Below are 15,546 nucleotides of genomic sequence, written 5' to 3' on the forward strand. Positions count from 1 at the left end.
TGCAGGTCCAAAAGATACAATTGCCTACGAATAGGGTCTTCGTCTATATTGGGAATAATTACTTTCTGTCTCTGGCTAGATCAGCTCGTACTTGCTTTACAAAATCAAGCGAAACCCCAGCAACACGCGCGATAATATCGTCGGTAAGCTTAAGCTCATTAATCAAATTTTTCACTACAATATAGCTTTTCTCCTCAGCACCTCGTTCTATTCCCTTTTCTATTCCTTGCTTAATGCCAGTTTCGATACCTTGTTTAATACCAGTCTCAATTCCTTGTTCAATTCCTTGTTCAATACCTGTTTCGATACCTTTCTGAATAGCCTCGCTAAGCTGTTGCTCCTGATATTGGCGCACAGCTTCAGCATCCCATTTACGTTTTAGACTTACATCATACATTGCTCGTTCCTCCTTATTCAACTTTGCGTATTCCGCTATTTTAAATAATTTTTCAAATATAGTCTTCTTCAGATAGACCGGGATCTTGTTCAGTTTTGACATATTACGTAAAACATAAAGCCAACGATCAAGATCATTTTCTAATTCCGCCTCTACTTTTGTAAAGTTACGCAATTGAACGTAAATAAACCCCAACTCTTCATAAAAAACTCGACCTGTCTCCCTGTTACACAAACAGATATCGTGAAGAACAGCGCTGGATTCTTCTGCTTGTGAAAAAGTAAATCCATCCATGAGTACCACAATGTATACTTCGGTGATCGCATAATTCCACGCTCGTCGTTTTCCTTTGGGAGCCTGATCCGCAATCAACTTACTGCTGTAGTAAAGCATACGTTTTTTCAAATTTATCTGTGCCGTACGTTGTACTTCGATCACAAACTTCTCACCATTATCAGCAGTGCAGATCAGGTCAAAGATCACGGTACCGATCTCCTCGCTATCTCCTACATGTTCATTCTTTTCGTACAATAAATCGACAATAGATTTCCGTCCACGGAATAACCCATTCAATAGCGAAATCAATAAATCCTTATTGGGTTCGGATCCAAAAATGCGCTTAAAAGCATAGTCTGAAACTAGATCTATATAAACTGGCTCGCTCATAGATACAATAATTGGTTGTTCAATGTAAATATCGCAAAAACAATTTAATAAAACTAATATTTTTAGTAAAATTAAATATAACACTTTCCCTTCCTCAATATTCCGGCAAGGTTTAAACGTGACAAAAAAAATGGGCTTCCTTATTCAAAATCAGGCCAGTCATCCGTACGGAACGGTGATACCGGTAAGCCTTTGCTATTGAAAAGATTGGGCCTAGCGCTGTTGGTAAAACCAAAACGTACCGCCGTCGGTGCCTTTACCTGATCGGCAAAGACCAACAACCGCGATCCCTTTACTGTATGCTTGGCGGGATAAAATTTGCGGTCCTCGCCGGCAATGTACAGATCGGTGATTTCTTTTCCACGGACAAGCAGCTTGCCGTCCAGGCCGGCAAAGGAAAGGATAATCTTGTCACCTTCGATTGTATAGTCCTGCAAGGTCGGTGATTTATAATCCACCAAGGGCCGTGCATAGACCTCGGCCAGGGCCAGATCCGCGAGCCGCGAGGCTACTGCTTTTTTTCTTGTCGGATGGATATTCTTTAGGTCATCGACAAGATCAGTGGTGACCACCATCCCCGACCGCGGCAGTTTTCGGGCGGTCCTTGCCTGCTGCTCACGGAGCAATGCCGCATTAGGCTTTTTATATTGCGTGTAAACAAAGGGGGCAATCTGTACAAAATAAAAAGGGAATTGGTATCCCCAGGCCTCGCGCCAGGCACCCACCATGGTCTGAATCAGTTGATCATACCCGGCATATGATACGGTATTATCCTCCCCCTGATACCAGAGGGAACCGGCTATCGTATAGCCCGCCAATGGAGCCAGCATACCGTTCCAGAGTACCCCCGGCTGATGGGGTTTGCGGGGCGCCAGCTTCTGTAGTGCCGCATAATGCGTGAGTTGCTCGTTAGCTAAGATCTTCTCCTTTGGTGTCCAGAATTCTGCGGCTGTGCCACCCCAGCTGGCATTGATGATACCCACCGGGACATCCAGTTCGCGCGATAGTTTTTCCGCAAAGAAATAGCCGATTGCCGAAAAGTCCTTGACGGTCTCCGGCCGTGATGTTTGCCAGCTGTCAAAGATATTGTGCTGCGGGGTTTGGGCAGCGATATTACTGACCTGTAACAAGCGGATATTCGGATTGCTGCTGCCTGGGAGGATATCCAGGATCTCCTGCAGCTTATTGGCGCTGGACCATTGCATGTTGGACTGGCCCGAACAAAGCCAGACTTCGCCGATCATGATATCCTTAAGTTCCAGCTTCTGCTGCGGAGTGACCAGTTTAATGCTGTGCGGCCCACCTGCTTTCGGGGTTTCCAGCTGCGTGCGCCAGGTCGCGTCACCGCTGACCACCACTGATAGGGTATCTTTGGACCAGGATGGAATCAGTTTGACCTGCTGTCCGGCTTTGGCCCAACCCCAGATATTCACCATAGACTGCCGTTGTAGCACCATATGATCCGAGAAGAATGCCGGCAGCCGTAAATTTTGCGCATGTGCCTGGCATAGTATTAGGCAACAGGCGATTATAAGTCCTACTTTCTTTTTCATCTTCTTTTTTGTTTATGCGCCAGCCTGGCGCAATTAGTCCGTCGCTATTCCTGGCCAAGCCCGTTTATTTTCGTTTTCCTTGGGATAGGTCTTTTTGCCGGATCTTATTGTATCGTATCATTTTTAACTTTCACCAACAGCAGTGCCAGTGCAGCCAGCAGCAGCCCGATTGCTACGACCTGATAGGTTATTGCCAGGCTTACATTGGCATCTTTCAGGGCACCCCCGACATACACCATCAGTCCGCCGACAATGGTGCTCAAAAAATTCAGGAAGCCATAGGCCGTGGCGCTGTAGCGGCTGTCGGCCACCTGCCGCAAGAGCGGCATCAGGTTGGCATCATTGAAACCGCGTGCCAGTCCGAAAATAAGCATGGCAAGGATTGCCCAGGCAAAAACATTAGTCCAGGCCATAAAAAACAAAAAGGGGGCCCCCAGCACAAAGCCCAGGACGATCATATAGAGCCGGGCGCGTTTATTTCGGCGCTGCCAGCGATCCGCTAACAGGCCTCCCACAATGACACCGGCAAAAGACCCGATCTGCATATAACCCGTGGCCGAAATACCGGCCTGGCCAAGATCCAGGCTGAACTGTTCCTTCAGGAACGTCGGAAGCCAGCCGTTGATCAACCAGTTTGCCATGCCCAGCACCGCAAAATAGACCATAATGACATAAAAGGAAGGCAGGCGAAATAAGCTATGCAGGATGGCTTTGAGCTGCACCTTCCCTACCTGCTCCGGTAGCGGTTCGTTCGGAGCGGTGGGAACAGTCCGGTCGCGCAAGGTATAAACCAGTAGCAGTGCGTACACAACACCAAAAAGGCCGAAGACGTGAAATCCCTCGCGCCAGCCCCAATATTCGGCGATATATCCCCCCAGCCCGCCCATGGCCATTCCAGTATACAGTCCGCACATATGCAGCCCCGTAGCCAGGGAACGTGTACGGCCGCTATGGTAATCGCTGATCAGTGCCAGGGCGGCAGGAATATAGCAAGCCTCACTGACACCCATCAACACCCTTGTCAGTAACAACTCGGGAAAGGAACGCGCATAGCCTGTCCAAAGCGTAACCGCAGACCAGACGAATACCGAGAAAAGAATCACTTTCTTGCGGGAGTAGCGATCAGCCATATAGCCGCCAAAGGGACTCACAATGCCATAACACCATAAAAAGACGGCGGTGAGCAAGCCGAACTGTGCATCGTTCAACTTAAATTCACTGAGAATCGGATCCCGCATCGAAGTCATCAGCAGGCGGTCAAAATAGTTTAAAAAGGCGACCACCCACAGCAAGATGACGATCAGCCAAGCATAACGTTTTGATGTCGTGTTTATCATTATTTTGGGTTTATTCAAGTTTTGTTAACCGCTATACGCTAGTACATTCTTAAGCGTGATACGCTACTAACGTATTAAACGAGTTACTTTTAGTACATTAAGGTTTAAAACGGGCCGTTAATATCCGGTTTGTCCGCACACCGGGCCGCACCTCACCCATTGGGATAACGATTTTATCATCCGATTGTACCAGACCCGTCGTCACCGGGGGCAATACTGCTACTGCCAGACGCTCCGCTCGACCGCTGTTGTTGCGGAAAGGAAGCTGACCGGCATCCACCCATGTGCGTAGCTGGATATTATATGCCAGGATCCGGTCCGAGAAGCCGGGATGCCCCACAGGGCTTGCCGCAGCCAATGTGCCGTCATCACCGCCGAAAATTAGGAGCTGTCCCAATTTGACGTCAAAGGCGGCGGGACTGGGTGCCGCCGCGACAGCATGACTAAGGGCCGGCAGCTGCTGCCAAGTTCCATCTGCCGTTAGCAGATAGGCATCTTTCAGATACTTCCGTTTGCCATTGATCAGTGTTACACCCGACAGCACAATTAGCTCCCCATCGGCATTTCCGGCCACGGCAAGCATGCGGCTTGGACCGGGGATGGCGGTCATTACCGTCCAGCCTTTTTCGGGGTGATCCAGGTCCAGTCGCCAGCAGTTATTGTTTGCCGTCAAGGCATCGGGGCTATTTATGCCACCCAGGATATACCAATAATTTTGGATCCGGACCGAGGCACAGTTGGCAATTGGAGCCGGAAGATCCGGCAGACCGGTGAACCTGCCGCTATCTGCCGAAATCTCCAGGCGATAGGTGGTCTGTAAATGCCCCGACTGATCGCTGCCACCAGCAATATAGATACAGTCCAGATACGAAGCATAGGCGCCGTAGCCCATCGCCTGAGGTAAACGAAACGAAGCCGCATGTGAGGATCCGTCTTCCTCGATCACAAAAATTCGGTCCGACCAGACCTTCTGGCCACCCTTCCAGGGCGGAATTCCCGAAGGAAAGTTGGCCCCGCCCAAGGCGTACACGCGACCCCCTGCCTGGCCGACATAGGCACCGGCATAACCCATCGGATCAGCGACCTGCCCGCTTGTGTCCCAGACCATCCGATCGCTCAGCACCTGTGCTATTCCATCTCGATATCCCATAAATAATAAAGAAAATAAAAGAAGTTTACTGATATAAGGCCACATGATCCAAGAATTTCGACTGTTCCAATTCGGCCAGCAGCAGCTGTTCATTGACTTCATCCAACAGCGTCAATGGTAGCCGCGGCTGCCCCAGATCTAATCCGATTTTTTTCATAATCGCGCGCTGCACTGGGATAGGCCCATATTTTACCAGCAGCTGCACCATCTCCACGGCTTCAAAATGCAGGTTGCGTGCCGCTTCGTGGGCACCGGCCTCAAACCGGCGGATTACCTCCAGATACAGGGGGGCAGCGTAATTGTAGGTACTGCCAATGGCGCCAGTGGCTCCCACCGCCAGTGCCGGCAACAGCAGTTCATCGTAGCCAAACAGGATATCGTATTTGCCCTCCTTGTATTGTAGGCAGGCCTGGTATTCGTGCAAGGTCGCCGCCGTATATTTGACTCCCTGAAAGGTCGGAATTTTCTCTTCCGCCAGGGCAAGAAAGCGGAGCATATCGATCTGTAGCCCCGTGACAGCCGGAATATGGTAATAGTAGAATGGCGTATGAGGGGCCGCGGCCGCAATGGCGGCCATGGCGTCGACCAGATTTTCTACGGATGAAGGCTTAAAATAGAAGGCCGAGACTGCTGAAATATAATCCGCACCGATGCTTTCGGCATGCGCTGCAAGGCGCTTGGCTTCGGCAATGGAGCTATGCCCAACATGGACAAAAGAAAGGATCCGGCCGTCAATGGCCTTGATATAACGTTCGGCGACTGCCATGCGTTCCGCCGTCGAAAGGCTCGGTCCCTCACCATTGGTCCCGCAGATAAATATCCCCCGCAGCCCCTGGCTGACAAGGTGCTCCGTCATGGCCGGAATAGCGTCCAGGTCAATATTTCCGGTAGGATCATAGTTGGCAAATGCCGCGGCGATCAAGCCTTTTATTTTATGTTTTTTTTCCATTATTTTTTGCAATAGTTGAGGTTATAACAATTCTTTTAGTGGTATCTGCTGAAAGATCAGATCTGCCTGGCTACTTTCATAGAGCACGCCAAGCGTATGCTCGTCCACCGAAGTGATGCAGGAATAACCCCGACCCTTACCTTCGTCCAGCAAAACCTTGGGCTGCCAGGAGTCGCCATTATCCTTACTGATTTTTAAGGTAATATGTGAACGGACAAATTTTGAATCGGGATTGCAGAATACCAGCAGCGATCTGCTGTCCTTTCCGGACTGATAGACATGCCTGTGGATACTGGCCATGCAGGTCGGTTCAATCAGCGCTTTATGCGAACTGGGGTGTTCGGTCCAGGTTTCACCCAGGTCCTTCGTTACGGCAATTGCGCGGCCATTGTCATCCCCCTTGTGGGTAGCATTGTAGTTTGACCGCATATTTAACATGATCTCTCCATTATCCAGTTGGACGGCCATGCATTCCGTTGTGGATTCTGCCAGGGCCGGATTGGAGGTTTTCCAGGTTGTACCACCGTCTTTGCTGTAGGTGATATTGGAAAAAGCTTTGCCGGTATGGTCGCGTCCTTGGCTCGGCATTAGCAACGTGCCGTCCTGCAGGGTAATGCCATGGCCAGGTGCAGGTGCCCAGAGCCACCAGTCCGCCTGTTTTAAATGAGTCAGGTTAACTGGTTTGGACCATGTGCGGCCATTGTCTTCGCTTTTCACCAGTAGAAACTGAGATGTCTGTTTGAGATCAAAGCCAGGCTGTGAGCCTTTGTTTTTCCATTGATGGTTATGGATTTCGCGGCCATCTTTGATCCCGGGATACCAGGTGCCCGTTTCATCCAGCACACCATACATCCAGAGTCCGGCAATATAGATTGTTCCCGTCCGCTCGTCGAGTAGGATATTTGCATCCGAGACGCCGTTGAATTTTTGTGGCAGGCCACCATAGGCACCCATATCAATGGCGATCTCCATGGGTAGCCAAGTCAGGCCCCCATCTCGGCTGCGCGAGACGCCGATATCGATGTCGCCTTGCAGGTCCCGACCCAGCTCCCTGCGGGCATCGTATACCGCGACCAGACTGCCGTCTTTGGCCGTAATTATGCCCGGGATACGGGCTGTATGTACAGCTTGAGCACCCTGACGGTGAACAGCGATTGCAGGTCTATAGTTGCTGAATTTGCCCGAAAGCAGCGATTTAGATGCCAAGCCCGCGAGTGAAACACCAGTTATGGCCACTTGAAAAGTTCGGTTCAACTGTTTAAAAGGACGTACTTTGGCCGTCACCCAAAGGTAGTTGACGCCCTTCTCCAGGGTTAGCGGAATTTCAATTTTTCCTGTTTTTCCTTTCCATTTCTGAGCGATCAGCAGCTGCTTTGCGCCGGGTTTTCCGTTTTCAATAAGCGTCGAGTCCGTGCCGGCAAACCAGCAGCTCAGGCTATCGATCTGCTCCGCACCCAGTGCATCGACCCTGATCCTAAGTTCTGCATCGACACGTTGCTGTTTGTCTGCCACAAATTCCAGCCGTTTGAGGACATTTATCGGTTGATCTGCCAATACAGGCAAGGTATAATGCCGTTCGGCAATCTTTACCTGGGCTACAGAGGTCGCTGTCAGTAAACTGAAAAGGGCGAGCAAGCTGTAGTGTATTTTGGTTATCATTATCATCTTTTAGGTACTTATGTACTACATTATAGTATAAAAAAATATTGGGAAGCGGCTAGCGTTCCCCAAGAAATTCAAGGTGCGGGCGCAAATGTTCCTGCATGGCCTTTGAAAACGCATCGCGGTCGCCGGTTTTGAGTATCTGCACCAGATCGCTGTGAGAGACCTCCGATTTGATGCTATGGTGGCTTTTGTTCAATACAAAACCAAAGATCGGCATCAGCATCGTTTGGAAACGTTTCAGGGTAGTATTGCCAGTAATTTCATACAGCTTACCGTGAAATGCAATTTCCTGACTAATTCTGAACTCTTCAGCATCGGCATTTTTGTCCTTTTTCACAATGCGTTCCAGTTCGGCAATATCTTTATCCGTCTTGCGCAGGTACAGCAGGTCAGCCATCCCCAGTTCCAGGAGCAGGCGCAGTTCAAAAATGTCCTTCATCGTATTTTCGTCCATCAGCTGCGGATTCAGTACCCGTTCAAACGAGCCCAAGATATCCGGTGCGGACAGCACCATGCCGCGTTTCTTTTTGGTTTCGATCAGGCCCAGCATGCGCAGGCGGCTCAGGGCTTCCCGCAGTACATTGCGGCTTACATCGAGCGCCTCCGCGAGTTCCAGTTCTGTTGGGAGGGTATCCCCTGCTTTTAATTTCTTGCTGGAAAGATATTCTCTTATGCGTATTTCGACTATATCAGCGCGGGTACTGGTCGCTATTGGGGTAAGGTCATTGATCATATTATAAGCAAATAAATCATTTATTATGTTCTACAAATTAACAAAAAAAGAATAGCAATCCAAGCGCCCTAATTGTAGCCCTCGGTCTGTTTAATATTGGGATTCGTGTTGATTGAGCTATCGTGAACCGGCCATAACAGGATGTTTGTTTTGGACTGTTGATTTTTTAGGCTCTCGACTTCATTAAACACCACGCCGAGGCGGATCAGGTCCCACCAGAGTTTACCTTCGGCCACGAATTCCCGTTTCCGTTCACTGAGTATGGCGGTATTGATGTCATTGGTCGGAAGTCCGGCTGCATAAAAATTATCCGTTCCATACGCCCGTTTTGGGATCTTGTTCAACTGTTGGATGGCAGACTGCCCGTTCCCCAGTGCATTTTCGATTTCGGCACTGAACAGAAGGGCATCCGCATACCGGTAGACAATCAGGTCAGCATCAAAGATGCGGGTGGCATTCTCCCATTTCCCAGCATATTTATTGATCCATTGGAAAGTCAGGTTTTTACCTTTGTCGAAAGCCGTATCAAAACTGACCTTTGCCCGGGTGTCGGCCGTATTTTCCGTCAAAAATGCCTTGTAACTGTTCGTCAGAAATATCCACTGCTGATGTGAGCCCACTTTAATGGGATTTTCAACCAGGCCAGGCGAAACATATTGGATAGGCACCAGAAAATCCGCGGGATAGCCACCCGTAAATTCATCCTGTGTCAGGCGCCAGCAAAAGATCACTTCGGGATTCAATTCTGTAGCAAAGATATCCGGGAATTTCTGCATCAGGGCGTGCTTTCCCGTTAACACCTTATCCACGCACTGTTTCGCCATATTCAGTGCCGCTGCGCCACCATTCTGCCGTTTGGCCATCCAGAGGTAAAAGTCTGTTTTGAGTAAACGGATTGCATCCAGATTACCATACTGTGCTTTTGTGGCGGTAGCCGGCATCAGTTCCTCCGCCCGATCGAGATCCTCTTTGACCAATTGGAAAACTGCCTGTACAGGCTGACGTGATGGATAAAGATCCTCCTGATTGGGTGATTCAAAACCGGCGGTCAGCACCGGTGCATCGCCCCAGATGCGGGCGATCCAATAATAACAGAACGCACGGATAAAATACGCCTGCGCGAGGTATTCATTCTTTTTTTCCACCGTGGAAAAACTGATTTCCGGCAGATGTTTCAAGATCAGGTTGCAGTCGTTGATCGTGGTATATAAATTATTCCAGTTTGCATGGGCATGTGTACTGTTCAGCTGGTTTAAGAATGCCGTGCTGTATGTTGCATTGGTTTCAAGTCCGGCGCCCCAATAGCCTGTGCGGTATTCGCCCCAGAAGATATAAGCCGTGGCAAAGGTACTGCGCATACGTACGTAGGCACCTGTTACGGCTGCCTGAGCATCGCTCTCATCCTTCCACATGGAGTTGGCATTGATTGCAGCTTTCAGATCGGCATCCAGTTTATCCGAACAAGCGGTTCCGGATAAGAGTCCCAGGAATAATATTGATCCGTATAAAATTCTTTTTGTCTTCATTTTCGTTTCTTTTATAAGGTTAACTTAGCACCGATCGCGATTTTACGGATGGCCGGATAGTTATAATAATCGTTACCATAGGTTGTTCCGGCACCGACTTCCGGTGAGATACCCGTTCCCCGCAGCGCGGAAAAATAAAAGAGGTTCTGACCGGAAACCGAAAGCTGCATGGAGCGGATCCCGATGCGTTTGCTCCAGGTATCGGGCAGCTGATACAGGAAAGATACCTCCCGTAGACAGAGGTAGTCCCCTTTGTAATTGAATACATCTGAAGTTCGGGAGAAATTGCTGTTCCCGGTATCCGGGTCATTGGCGGTAAAGCGGGCATATTTCGACTGATCGCCCGGATTTTTCCAGGTCTGGTTGACCTCATCCACCAGGGTGTAGTTGTTGGCAAAGGTATTCATGAAATAGCGCATATAAGCCGTATGATTGATGGAATGGCCCAGTGCCCAATCGACAAAAATATTAAGTCCGAAAGAGCCATAGCTAAAGTTATTGGCCAGTCCGCCGGTGGTATGCGGTACGCTGACCCCCAGTTCATATTGATCCTTACTGCTGATGACTCCGTCGCCGTCGCGGTCCTGCCATTCGTAGTCACCGGCCATTTTGCGCCCTTTGATGTTCTTCTTGTCCGTGGGGCTCCAGCCACGTGCCGACTCATCGTAACGGGCGGCAGCGGCCTCTTCGGGTGTCTGCAGAATATGGTCCACCTTGTAGCCGAAATAGCGGTACAGCGATTCACCCTCAGCGGTCCCGCCAAAGGCTGTGCCGTCCGCCAGCTGGATCCCGCCAATACGGTTTTTATCGCGGCCATTGTCAGGAAGCTGCAGTACCCTATTTTTAACAAAACTTAAGGTCAGCTTGCTGTCCCAGCGAAATTTGCCGGAACGCATATTCTCACTGCCGATTTCAATATCAAAACCCCGGAAGCGCACCTTACCGACATTGGTTTGCACCGTTGAAAAGCCCGAGGTATTGGGCAGCTGTACGCTAAAAAGCAGGTTTTTGGTGATCTTATTGAAATAGTCCGCCTGGATATTGATCCGGTTGTTGAACAGGGCCAGGTCAAAGCCAAAGTCAAACTGCGTTGAGGTCTCCCAAGTCAGGTCGCGGTTGGGCATGGTTGCGGCATAGATCCCCGCGGCACCGTCGTACCGGATATCGGTGCTGTATTTTCCCAGCGCATCATAGAGGCCGATGGAATTATTTCCCGTCTGGCCATAACTGGTACGGAATTTTAAGTAGTTCACCGTCTGCTGATCGCGCAGAAAAGGTTCCTGTGTCACGACCCAGCCTGCCGAGACACCCGGAAAAAATCCCCAGCGGTTTTCCTTGGCAAAGAGCGAGGAGCCGTCGTACCGGAAGGTTCCCATCAATAAGTACTTTTGTTTGTAGGCATAGTTGGCACGGCCGAAATAGCCGATCAGAACCTGTTGCCAGATATCCTCTTCGGCACCCGTTTTATTCGGTCCGGCCGACAGTGTGGGCACCTTGTCCGAACTCGCACCATTGACGGTCGCGTTAAAGGAATTAAAATCCGTCTGTTGATAAGAGTAGCCGCCCAGCAGGGATAAGGTATGGTCTGTATTCCAGTTGGCATCGTATTTCAGTAAGGCATCCACTTTGGTACGATCCAGCTGGGACTGACTCGCCCTGGTCGTCCGCAATCCAGAAAATTCATGCGCTTTTTCAAAATAATGGTAGTTGACCAGATCCGAATAGTTGGATACCTGCACCTGCGCTTTTAGGCCGTCGATAATGGCATAGTCCAGGCCACCGATCAGCGATAAACGCCGGTCTTTGGTGCCATAATCCCGTGTATAATCCCACCAGAGCGGATTTGGTGAGGTAGCATTATAACCCGGTGTCGGGCGGCCATTGTCGAAGTACATCTTTTGCGTTGCCGGAGTGGCCAGCCCTCGGGCAATCACGTTCGTCTGATTGTCAAACTCCTGCGAATTGGTCAAGGAATAGTCAAAGGCTGTGTTGAGTGACAGCTTTTTCGAAATGGTCACATCCCCCTTACCCCGTGCAGAGAAGCGGTTGTACCCCGTACCTAGTGCTACACCCGCATCATCCGTATAGCCGGCGCTAGCGGCATATCGGACAAGCTGGCTCCCCCCGTTGACACCGACGTAATAATTCTGCCAGCCCACATTCCGGAAGAGCAGGTCCTGGTAGTTGTTGTCCTGGAAGATCAGTGTTTTGCTTGGATCCAAAGGATCCGGCATACTTTGATAGCCGGCAGGAACAGCCTCACCTGCTTGGAGATAGCGCGTGGAGTAGATCGAGCTGGCATCATTGCCCGAACTGGCGGAGTAACCCGAACTCGTATTATAATTGGGATTGGGGCTTAAGGCAACAGCAGGCCGCACGAGCTGGATATAATCACGGGCGCTCATCATATTTAGTTTAGATTCCGGCTGCTGAAAAGCATAAGTAGCATCAAAGGTGATGGTCGCCTGTTCAGCTGTTTTCCCTTTTTTTGTGGTTATCAGCACCACCCCATTTGATGCCCGAGAACCGTAAATCGCGGTTGAGGCCGCATCTTTCAGCACCTCAATGGACTCCACATCATTGGGATTGACCCCTGAAAAGGAACGTTCGACACCATCTACCAGGACCAAGGGATCGTTGGTTTTATTGATGGACGATCCGCCGCGGATCCGAAAGACCGGGTCCGCTCCGGGACTATTGTTTGACTGATACACCCGGGCACCAGCCACTTTTCCTTTTAGTCCCTCACCGACGGTGCTGACCGGAACATTTTCCAGCGCCTTGCCATCCACTTTACTGATGGCTGTTGTCAGTGTGCGACGGGATTGCGTGCCATAGCCGACCACCACGACCTCGTCCAGGCTTCTGTTCGTTGCGCTAAGTTCCACTGTCAGCGGCGCCGTCGAGGTCACCTGTCTGTCCAATCGCTGATAGCCTACCGAACGGAACTGCAACGTATCCGGTAGCTGCTGTACATCCAGCCGGAACTTTCCGTTGGCGTCCGTCTGCGTCTGGCTGCCCGAGCGGCGGCCTGACACCGTAATGGATTGTAAAGGTTTTCCCTGTTGATCCCGGACCGTCCCTTCGATATGCTGCTGGGCATATAAGGATGATACAAGGATAATTTGGGTCCCTACAAATAAGCTAGCTTTTTTGCTTGTCCAAATCATAATTTATATTTTATAAGTGTAGAAAACTTATGCAAATGAGCGCTTCCCCGCAGACGCTCGCTAAACGATGACCTATCCTAAATCAGTGTAGTACAGCACAATATCTAGTAGTTATTAAGGCATATGATCGGTCAAATCATCCAGCTATTGGTTATTATTTTTATGTTTATTAGTTGTTATGTCCTACATAAAGTTAGGAAGAAAAATGAATAAAACAAAATTTATTTTACTGTTCAGGAATAATTTGCTTTCAATTGTCAATGTACTTTCAGCGCTCAGCTGAGTAAAGAAGCCACTTCGTGCACAATGCCCATATACCACCGCACATTATCTTTATGCCGATACCATTAAACCAGGCAAAATTTTGGGCCAAGCATATACAACGCTTGGCCCAAATTACGTCCTAAAATATTGTTATCCAATATTGCAGGATTTTAAAATTGGTAACGCACACAGATGCCCTGCGCTTTATCAGCTTCTACTGTTGCCTTCGGTTGCCCCATCGCCCCAGTAGCCTACTCGTTGCGAAACTGACCAGCGTACCCAGGGCAGCTGTCAGCACTGTTTGTAGTACATCGCCCAGCGATATACTGGCCCAGATGGAGCAGAGTGTACCACCTAATGCCGATATGCGGATATCATTCAGCTTCATTGGCTCCGCTCCTTTCCACCTTGTCCATTTTTTTGGAGCTGTCCGATACTTCCGGCGGTGGCTCCTCATCCAATACCGTCTCGAGTATTCCCAGTCCAATAGCCACATACTTCAATACATTCCCCACCTTACCCGGTAGTTTAACAGGCGCCGCCAGCACCAGCTGCAGCACCTGTCCTATTTTGTTAAAGACTTTTTTCATCCTTTTTGCGTTTTCAATAGAGCCCACTCCCATACCCACTTTATTCGTACAATATAGGAGGACAAAGAATTGAAAGCATCGCATTCCGACTGCCTATCGCTGACGCAAGATGACGATAGCATAAATCACTGTCTGAGCGTAGCGAGTTTGATTTATGCCGTCAGCTTGCTAAGAAGATGGCATAAAGGAATGCAGAGCCAATTCATGTCCTCCTCATTGTTATTGAATACTCAAATACACTTCATCCCCCATATCCCACAGGCAATACACCAACGCTTTGAGCTTGGCCAGGGCCTTACCACTTCCAGTTCCCTGACCCTCTCCTGTGAGGCTGGTGACCGGAGCGATGCAGCCGAGCAGTTCGTCCTTTGCGTTATTCGCCGCGTGGATCAAGATCCCTTCGCGGTTTAGCACATGCGGAATACCGATCTGCTCACCATGCCGCTGGTAGCGAACCTTCTCCAGTTTGTACTGACCGATCGGGATGCAACTGATCCGCCTGATGTTATTGCGATCCGGTAGTTCGATCGTATGGCAGATATGCTCACCGTTGAAGGTGATCGTGCCATTTGTTCCCTCAGCTCCATATTTCCGGAGGAGCTTGAGGGTGTGTCTCGTTTTCATCATCAACTAAGGGACATCTACCTCGACAATGGTCATTGCGTTGTACGGATTATTCTTGAGTGGATAATACGAATCGTTGACCTCTTGATACATCGAAATACCGACAATGATGTAAACCACTTTTGTGGGATCTACGACCAATGGTGCCTGTAGCGTCTCCTCGACGTGCACACCAATCAACGGGATGTAGCCCGATCTGGCCATCATCGGACGCGGAGGTACATCATCCATGCTCAATTCTGCTACCGCCAGTGTAAACTGCATATGCGTCGCCCCGTTCAACAGCATGACATCATTCTGTGGGTTAAACTCTGGAATGATAAGCGTGGCTTCACCAGTAGCACGGTCATAAACCGGTTCCAATTTTTGCTCAAGGAGCGTTTTTAGTGAACTCGCCTGATTGAACTCAAATCCTTTGAGCATAGCGCTGTTCTCCTCCAGAAAGATCCGCTCCCCGCGGGCATTGGATGAATCTGCCTTCTGGATACGGTGCATCAATGCCGTCAGGCGATTGCGCATGGTGTTGTCTGCAAAGGTGCGGAGCAGGTTGTTGAGCTGCATCCTAATCAGTTTGGCGCTACCGGCTGCCGAGCCAAACTCCGCCATGTTTTCACGTGTCCGCTGAAAATTAGGATCCGACTGGATCCGGGCCTTGTCCACACCACCTTTCATGCGGACTTCATAACCGCGATTGCGGTGTTTGCTAAAGGAAAGGTCCCCGACCTTTCCTCTAAACTTGATTAAACTTTCTTGTTTTGCCATGATATAGAGTTTTTAATGACAACACAAAGATGTTGAGTGCCAAACTGATCCCTGTCCAAAATGGCTGGATGTGGCCAACATGGCTTAAATAGTCAGCATTAGACTCGGAATGGCATAATATGGCACTATCTGTCTGTCGTGAAGCAGCGTTTAAGTACTG

General features: G+C 49.6%; 14 protein-coding genes. All 14 read right to left on the reverse strand.

The features are described from left to right. Positions 1-58: 58 nt before the first annotated feature. Positions 59-1,063 (reverse strand): Rpn family recombination-promoting nuclease/putative transposase, encoded by a 1,005-nt coding sequence (locus tag LC454_RS24175; protein ID WP_223585015.1) that lies wholly within the window; start codon positions 1,061-1,063, stop codon positions 59-61. Between the two features lie 140 nt (positions 1,064-1,203). After that, on the reverse strand, positions 1,204-2,520 hold the full coding sequence (locus tag LC454_RS24180) for a sialate O-acetylesterase (RefSeq protein WP_223585099.1): 1,317 nt from the start codon (positions 2,518-2,520) through the stop codon (positions 1,204-1,206). After that, positions 2,405-2,674: a hypothetical protein gene (locus LC454_RS24185; RefSeq protein WP_223585101.1), complete on the reverse strand. Its 270-nt coding sequence runs from the start codon at positions 2,672-2,674 to the stop codon at positions 2,405-2,407. The genes LC454_RS24180 and LC454_RS24185 overlap by 116 nt, the downstream gene beginning before the upstream one ends. Positions 2,675-2,720: 46 nt before the next feature. Then, the gene (locus LC454_RS24190) at positions 2,721-3,953 is read right to left on the reverse strand and encodes an MFS transporter (RefSeq protein WP_223585016.1); all 1,233 of its coding nucleotides are present in this window, start codon (positions 3,951-3,953) and stop codon (positions 2,721-2,723) included. Between the two features lie 97 nt (positions 3,954-4,050). Next, positions 4,051-5,148: a galactose oxidase gene (locus LC454_RS24195; protein WP_223585017.1), complete on the reverse strand. Its 1,098-nt coding sequence runs from the start codon at positions 5,146-5,148 to the stop codon at positions 4,051-4,053. Further along, a complete protein-coding gene (locus LC454_RS24200; RefSeq protein ID WP_223585018.1) occupies positions 5,129-6,052 on the reverse strand; it encodes a dihydrodipicolinate synthase family protein in 924 nt (307 codons plus the stop codon). Before LC454_RS24200 ends, LC454_RS24195 begins: the two co-directional genes overlap by 20 nt. Positions 6,053-6,073: 21 nt before the next feature. Next, positions 6,074-7,711: a sialidase family protein gene (locus LC454_RS24205; RefSeq protein WP_223585019.1), complete on the reverse strand. Its 1,638-nt coding sequence runs from the start codon at positions 7,709-7,711 to the stop codon at positions 6,074-6,076. A 58-nt stretch (positions 7,712-7,769) separates the two neighbouring features. Continuing rightward, complete coding sequence (locus LC454_RS24210) at positions 7,770-8,450, reverse strand: FadR/GntR family transcriptional regulator (protein WP_172393500.1); 681 nt, start codon at positions 8,448-8,450, stop codon at positions 7,770-7,772. A gap of 68 nt (positions 8,451-8,518) precedes the next feature. Then, positions 8,519-9,976, reverse strand: a complete 1,458-nt coding sequence (locus tag LC454_RS24215) for a RagB/SusD family nutrient uptake outer membrane protein (RefSeq protein ID WP_223585020.1) — start codon at positions 9,974-9,976, stop codon at positions 8,519-8,521. Between the two features lie 11 nt (positions 9,977-9,987). Then, positions 9,988-13,146 (reverse strand): SusC/RagA family TonB-linked outer membrane protein, encoded by a 3,159-nt coding sequence (locus LC454_RS24220; RefSeq protein WP_223585021.1) that lies wholly within the window; start codon positions 13,144-13,146, stop codon positions 9,988-9,990. A 478-nt stretch (positions 13,147-13,624) separates the two neighbouring features. Next, positions 13,625-13,798 carry a hypothetical protein gene (locus LC454_RS24225; protein WP_172393503.1) on the reverse strand — a complete coding sequence of 58 codons (174 nt, stop codon included), beginning with the start codon at positions 13,796-13,798 and terminating at the stop codon, positions 13,625-13,627. Continuing rightward, positions 13,785-14,000, reverse strand: coding sequence for a hypothetical protein (locus tag LC454_RS24230; RefSeq protein WP_223585022.1), 216 nt, complete (start codon positions 13,998-14,000; stop codon positions 13,785-13,787). The genes LC454_RS24225 and LC454_RS24230 overlap by 14 nt, the downstream gene beginning before the upstream one ends. A gap of 219 nt (positions 14,001-14,219) precedes the next feature. Next, positions 14,220-14,627: a DUF5675 family protein gene (locus LC454_RS24235; protein ID WP_223585023.1), complete on the reverse strand. Its 408-nt coding sequence runs from the start codon at positions 14,625-14,627 to the stop codon at positions 14,220-14,222. A gap of 3 nt (positions 14,628-14,630) precedes the next feature. Further along, positions 14,631-15,386 (reverse strand): hypothetical protein, encoded by a 756-nt coding sequence (locus LC454_RS24240; protein WP_223585024.1) that lies wholly within the window; start codon positions 15,384-15,386, stop codon positions 14,631-14,633. Positions 15,387-15,546 lie beyond the last annotated feature (160 nt).

Source organism: Sphingobacterium sp. GVS05A (genome assembly GCF_019969845.1).
Classification (GTDB): domain Bacteria; phylum Bacteroidota; class Bacteroidia; order Sphingobacteriales; family Sphingobacteriaceae; genus Sphingobacterium.

Bases quoted from the DNA above. Each gene is read 5' to 3' on its own strand.
- LC454_RS24175 (WP_223585015.1), bottom strand. From the start codon at position 1,063: ATGAGCGAGCCAGTTTATATAGATCTAGTTTCAGACTATGCTTTTAAG.
- LC454_RS24180 (WP_223585099.1), bottom strand. From the start codon at position 2,520: ATGGTGCTACAACGGCAGTCTATGGTGAATATCTGGGGTTGGGCCAAA.
- LC454_RS24190 (WP_223585016.1), bottom strand. From the start codon at position 3,953: ATGATAAACACGACATCAAAACGTTATGCTTGGCTGATCGTCATCTTG.
- LC454_RS24195 (WP_223585017.1), bottom strand. From the start codon at position 5,148: ATGTGGCCTTATATCAGTAAACTTCTTTTATTTTCTTTATTATTTATG.
- LC454_RS24200 (WP_223585018.1), bottom strand. From the start codon at position 6,052: ATGGAAAAAAAACATAAAATAAAAGGCTTGATCGCCGCGGCATTTGCC.
- LC454_RS24205 (WP_223585019.1), bottom strand. From the start codon at position 7,711: ATGATAACCAAAATACACTACAGCTTGCTCGCCCTTTTCAGTTTACTG.
- LC454_RS24210 (WP_172393500.1), bottom strand. From the start codon at position 8,450: ATGATCAATGACCTTACCCCAATAGCGACCAGTACCCGCGCTGATATA.
- LC454_RS24215 (WP_223585020.1), bottom strand. From the start codon at position 9,976: ATGAAGACAAAAAGAATTTTATACGGATCAATATTATTCCTGGGACTC.
- LC454_RS24220 (WP_223585021.1), bottom strand. From the start codon at position 13,146: ATGATTTGGACAAGCAAAAAAGCTAGCTTATTTGTAGGGACCCAAATT.
- LC454_RS24225 (WP_172393503.1), bottom strand. From the start codon at position 13,798: ATGAAGCTGAATGATATCCGCATATCGGCATTAGGTGGTACACTCTGC.
- LC454_RS24230 (WP_223585022.1), bottom strand. From the start codon at position 14,000: ATGAAAAAAGTCTTTAACAAAATAGGACAGGTGCTGCAGCTGGTGCTG.
- LC454_RS24235 (WP_223585023.1), bottom strand. From the start codon at position 14,627: ATGATGAAAACGAGACACACCCTCAAGCTCCTCCGGAAATATGGAGCT.
- LC454_RS24240 (WP_223585024.1), bottom strand. From the start codon at position 15,386: ATGGCAAAACAAGAAAGTTTAATCAAGTTTAGAGGAAAGGTCGGGGAC.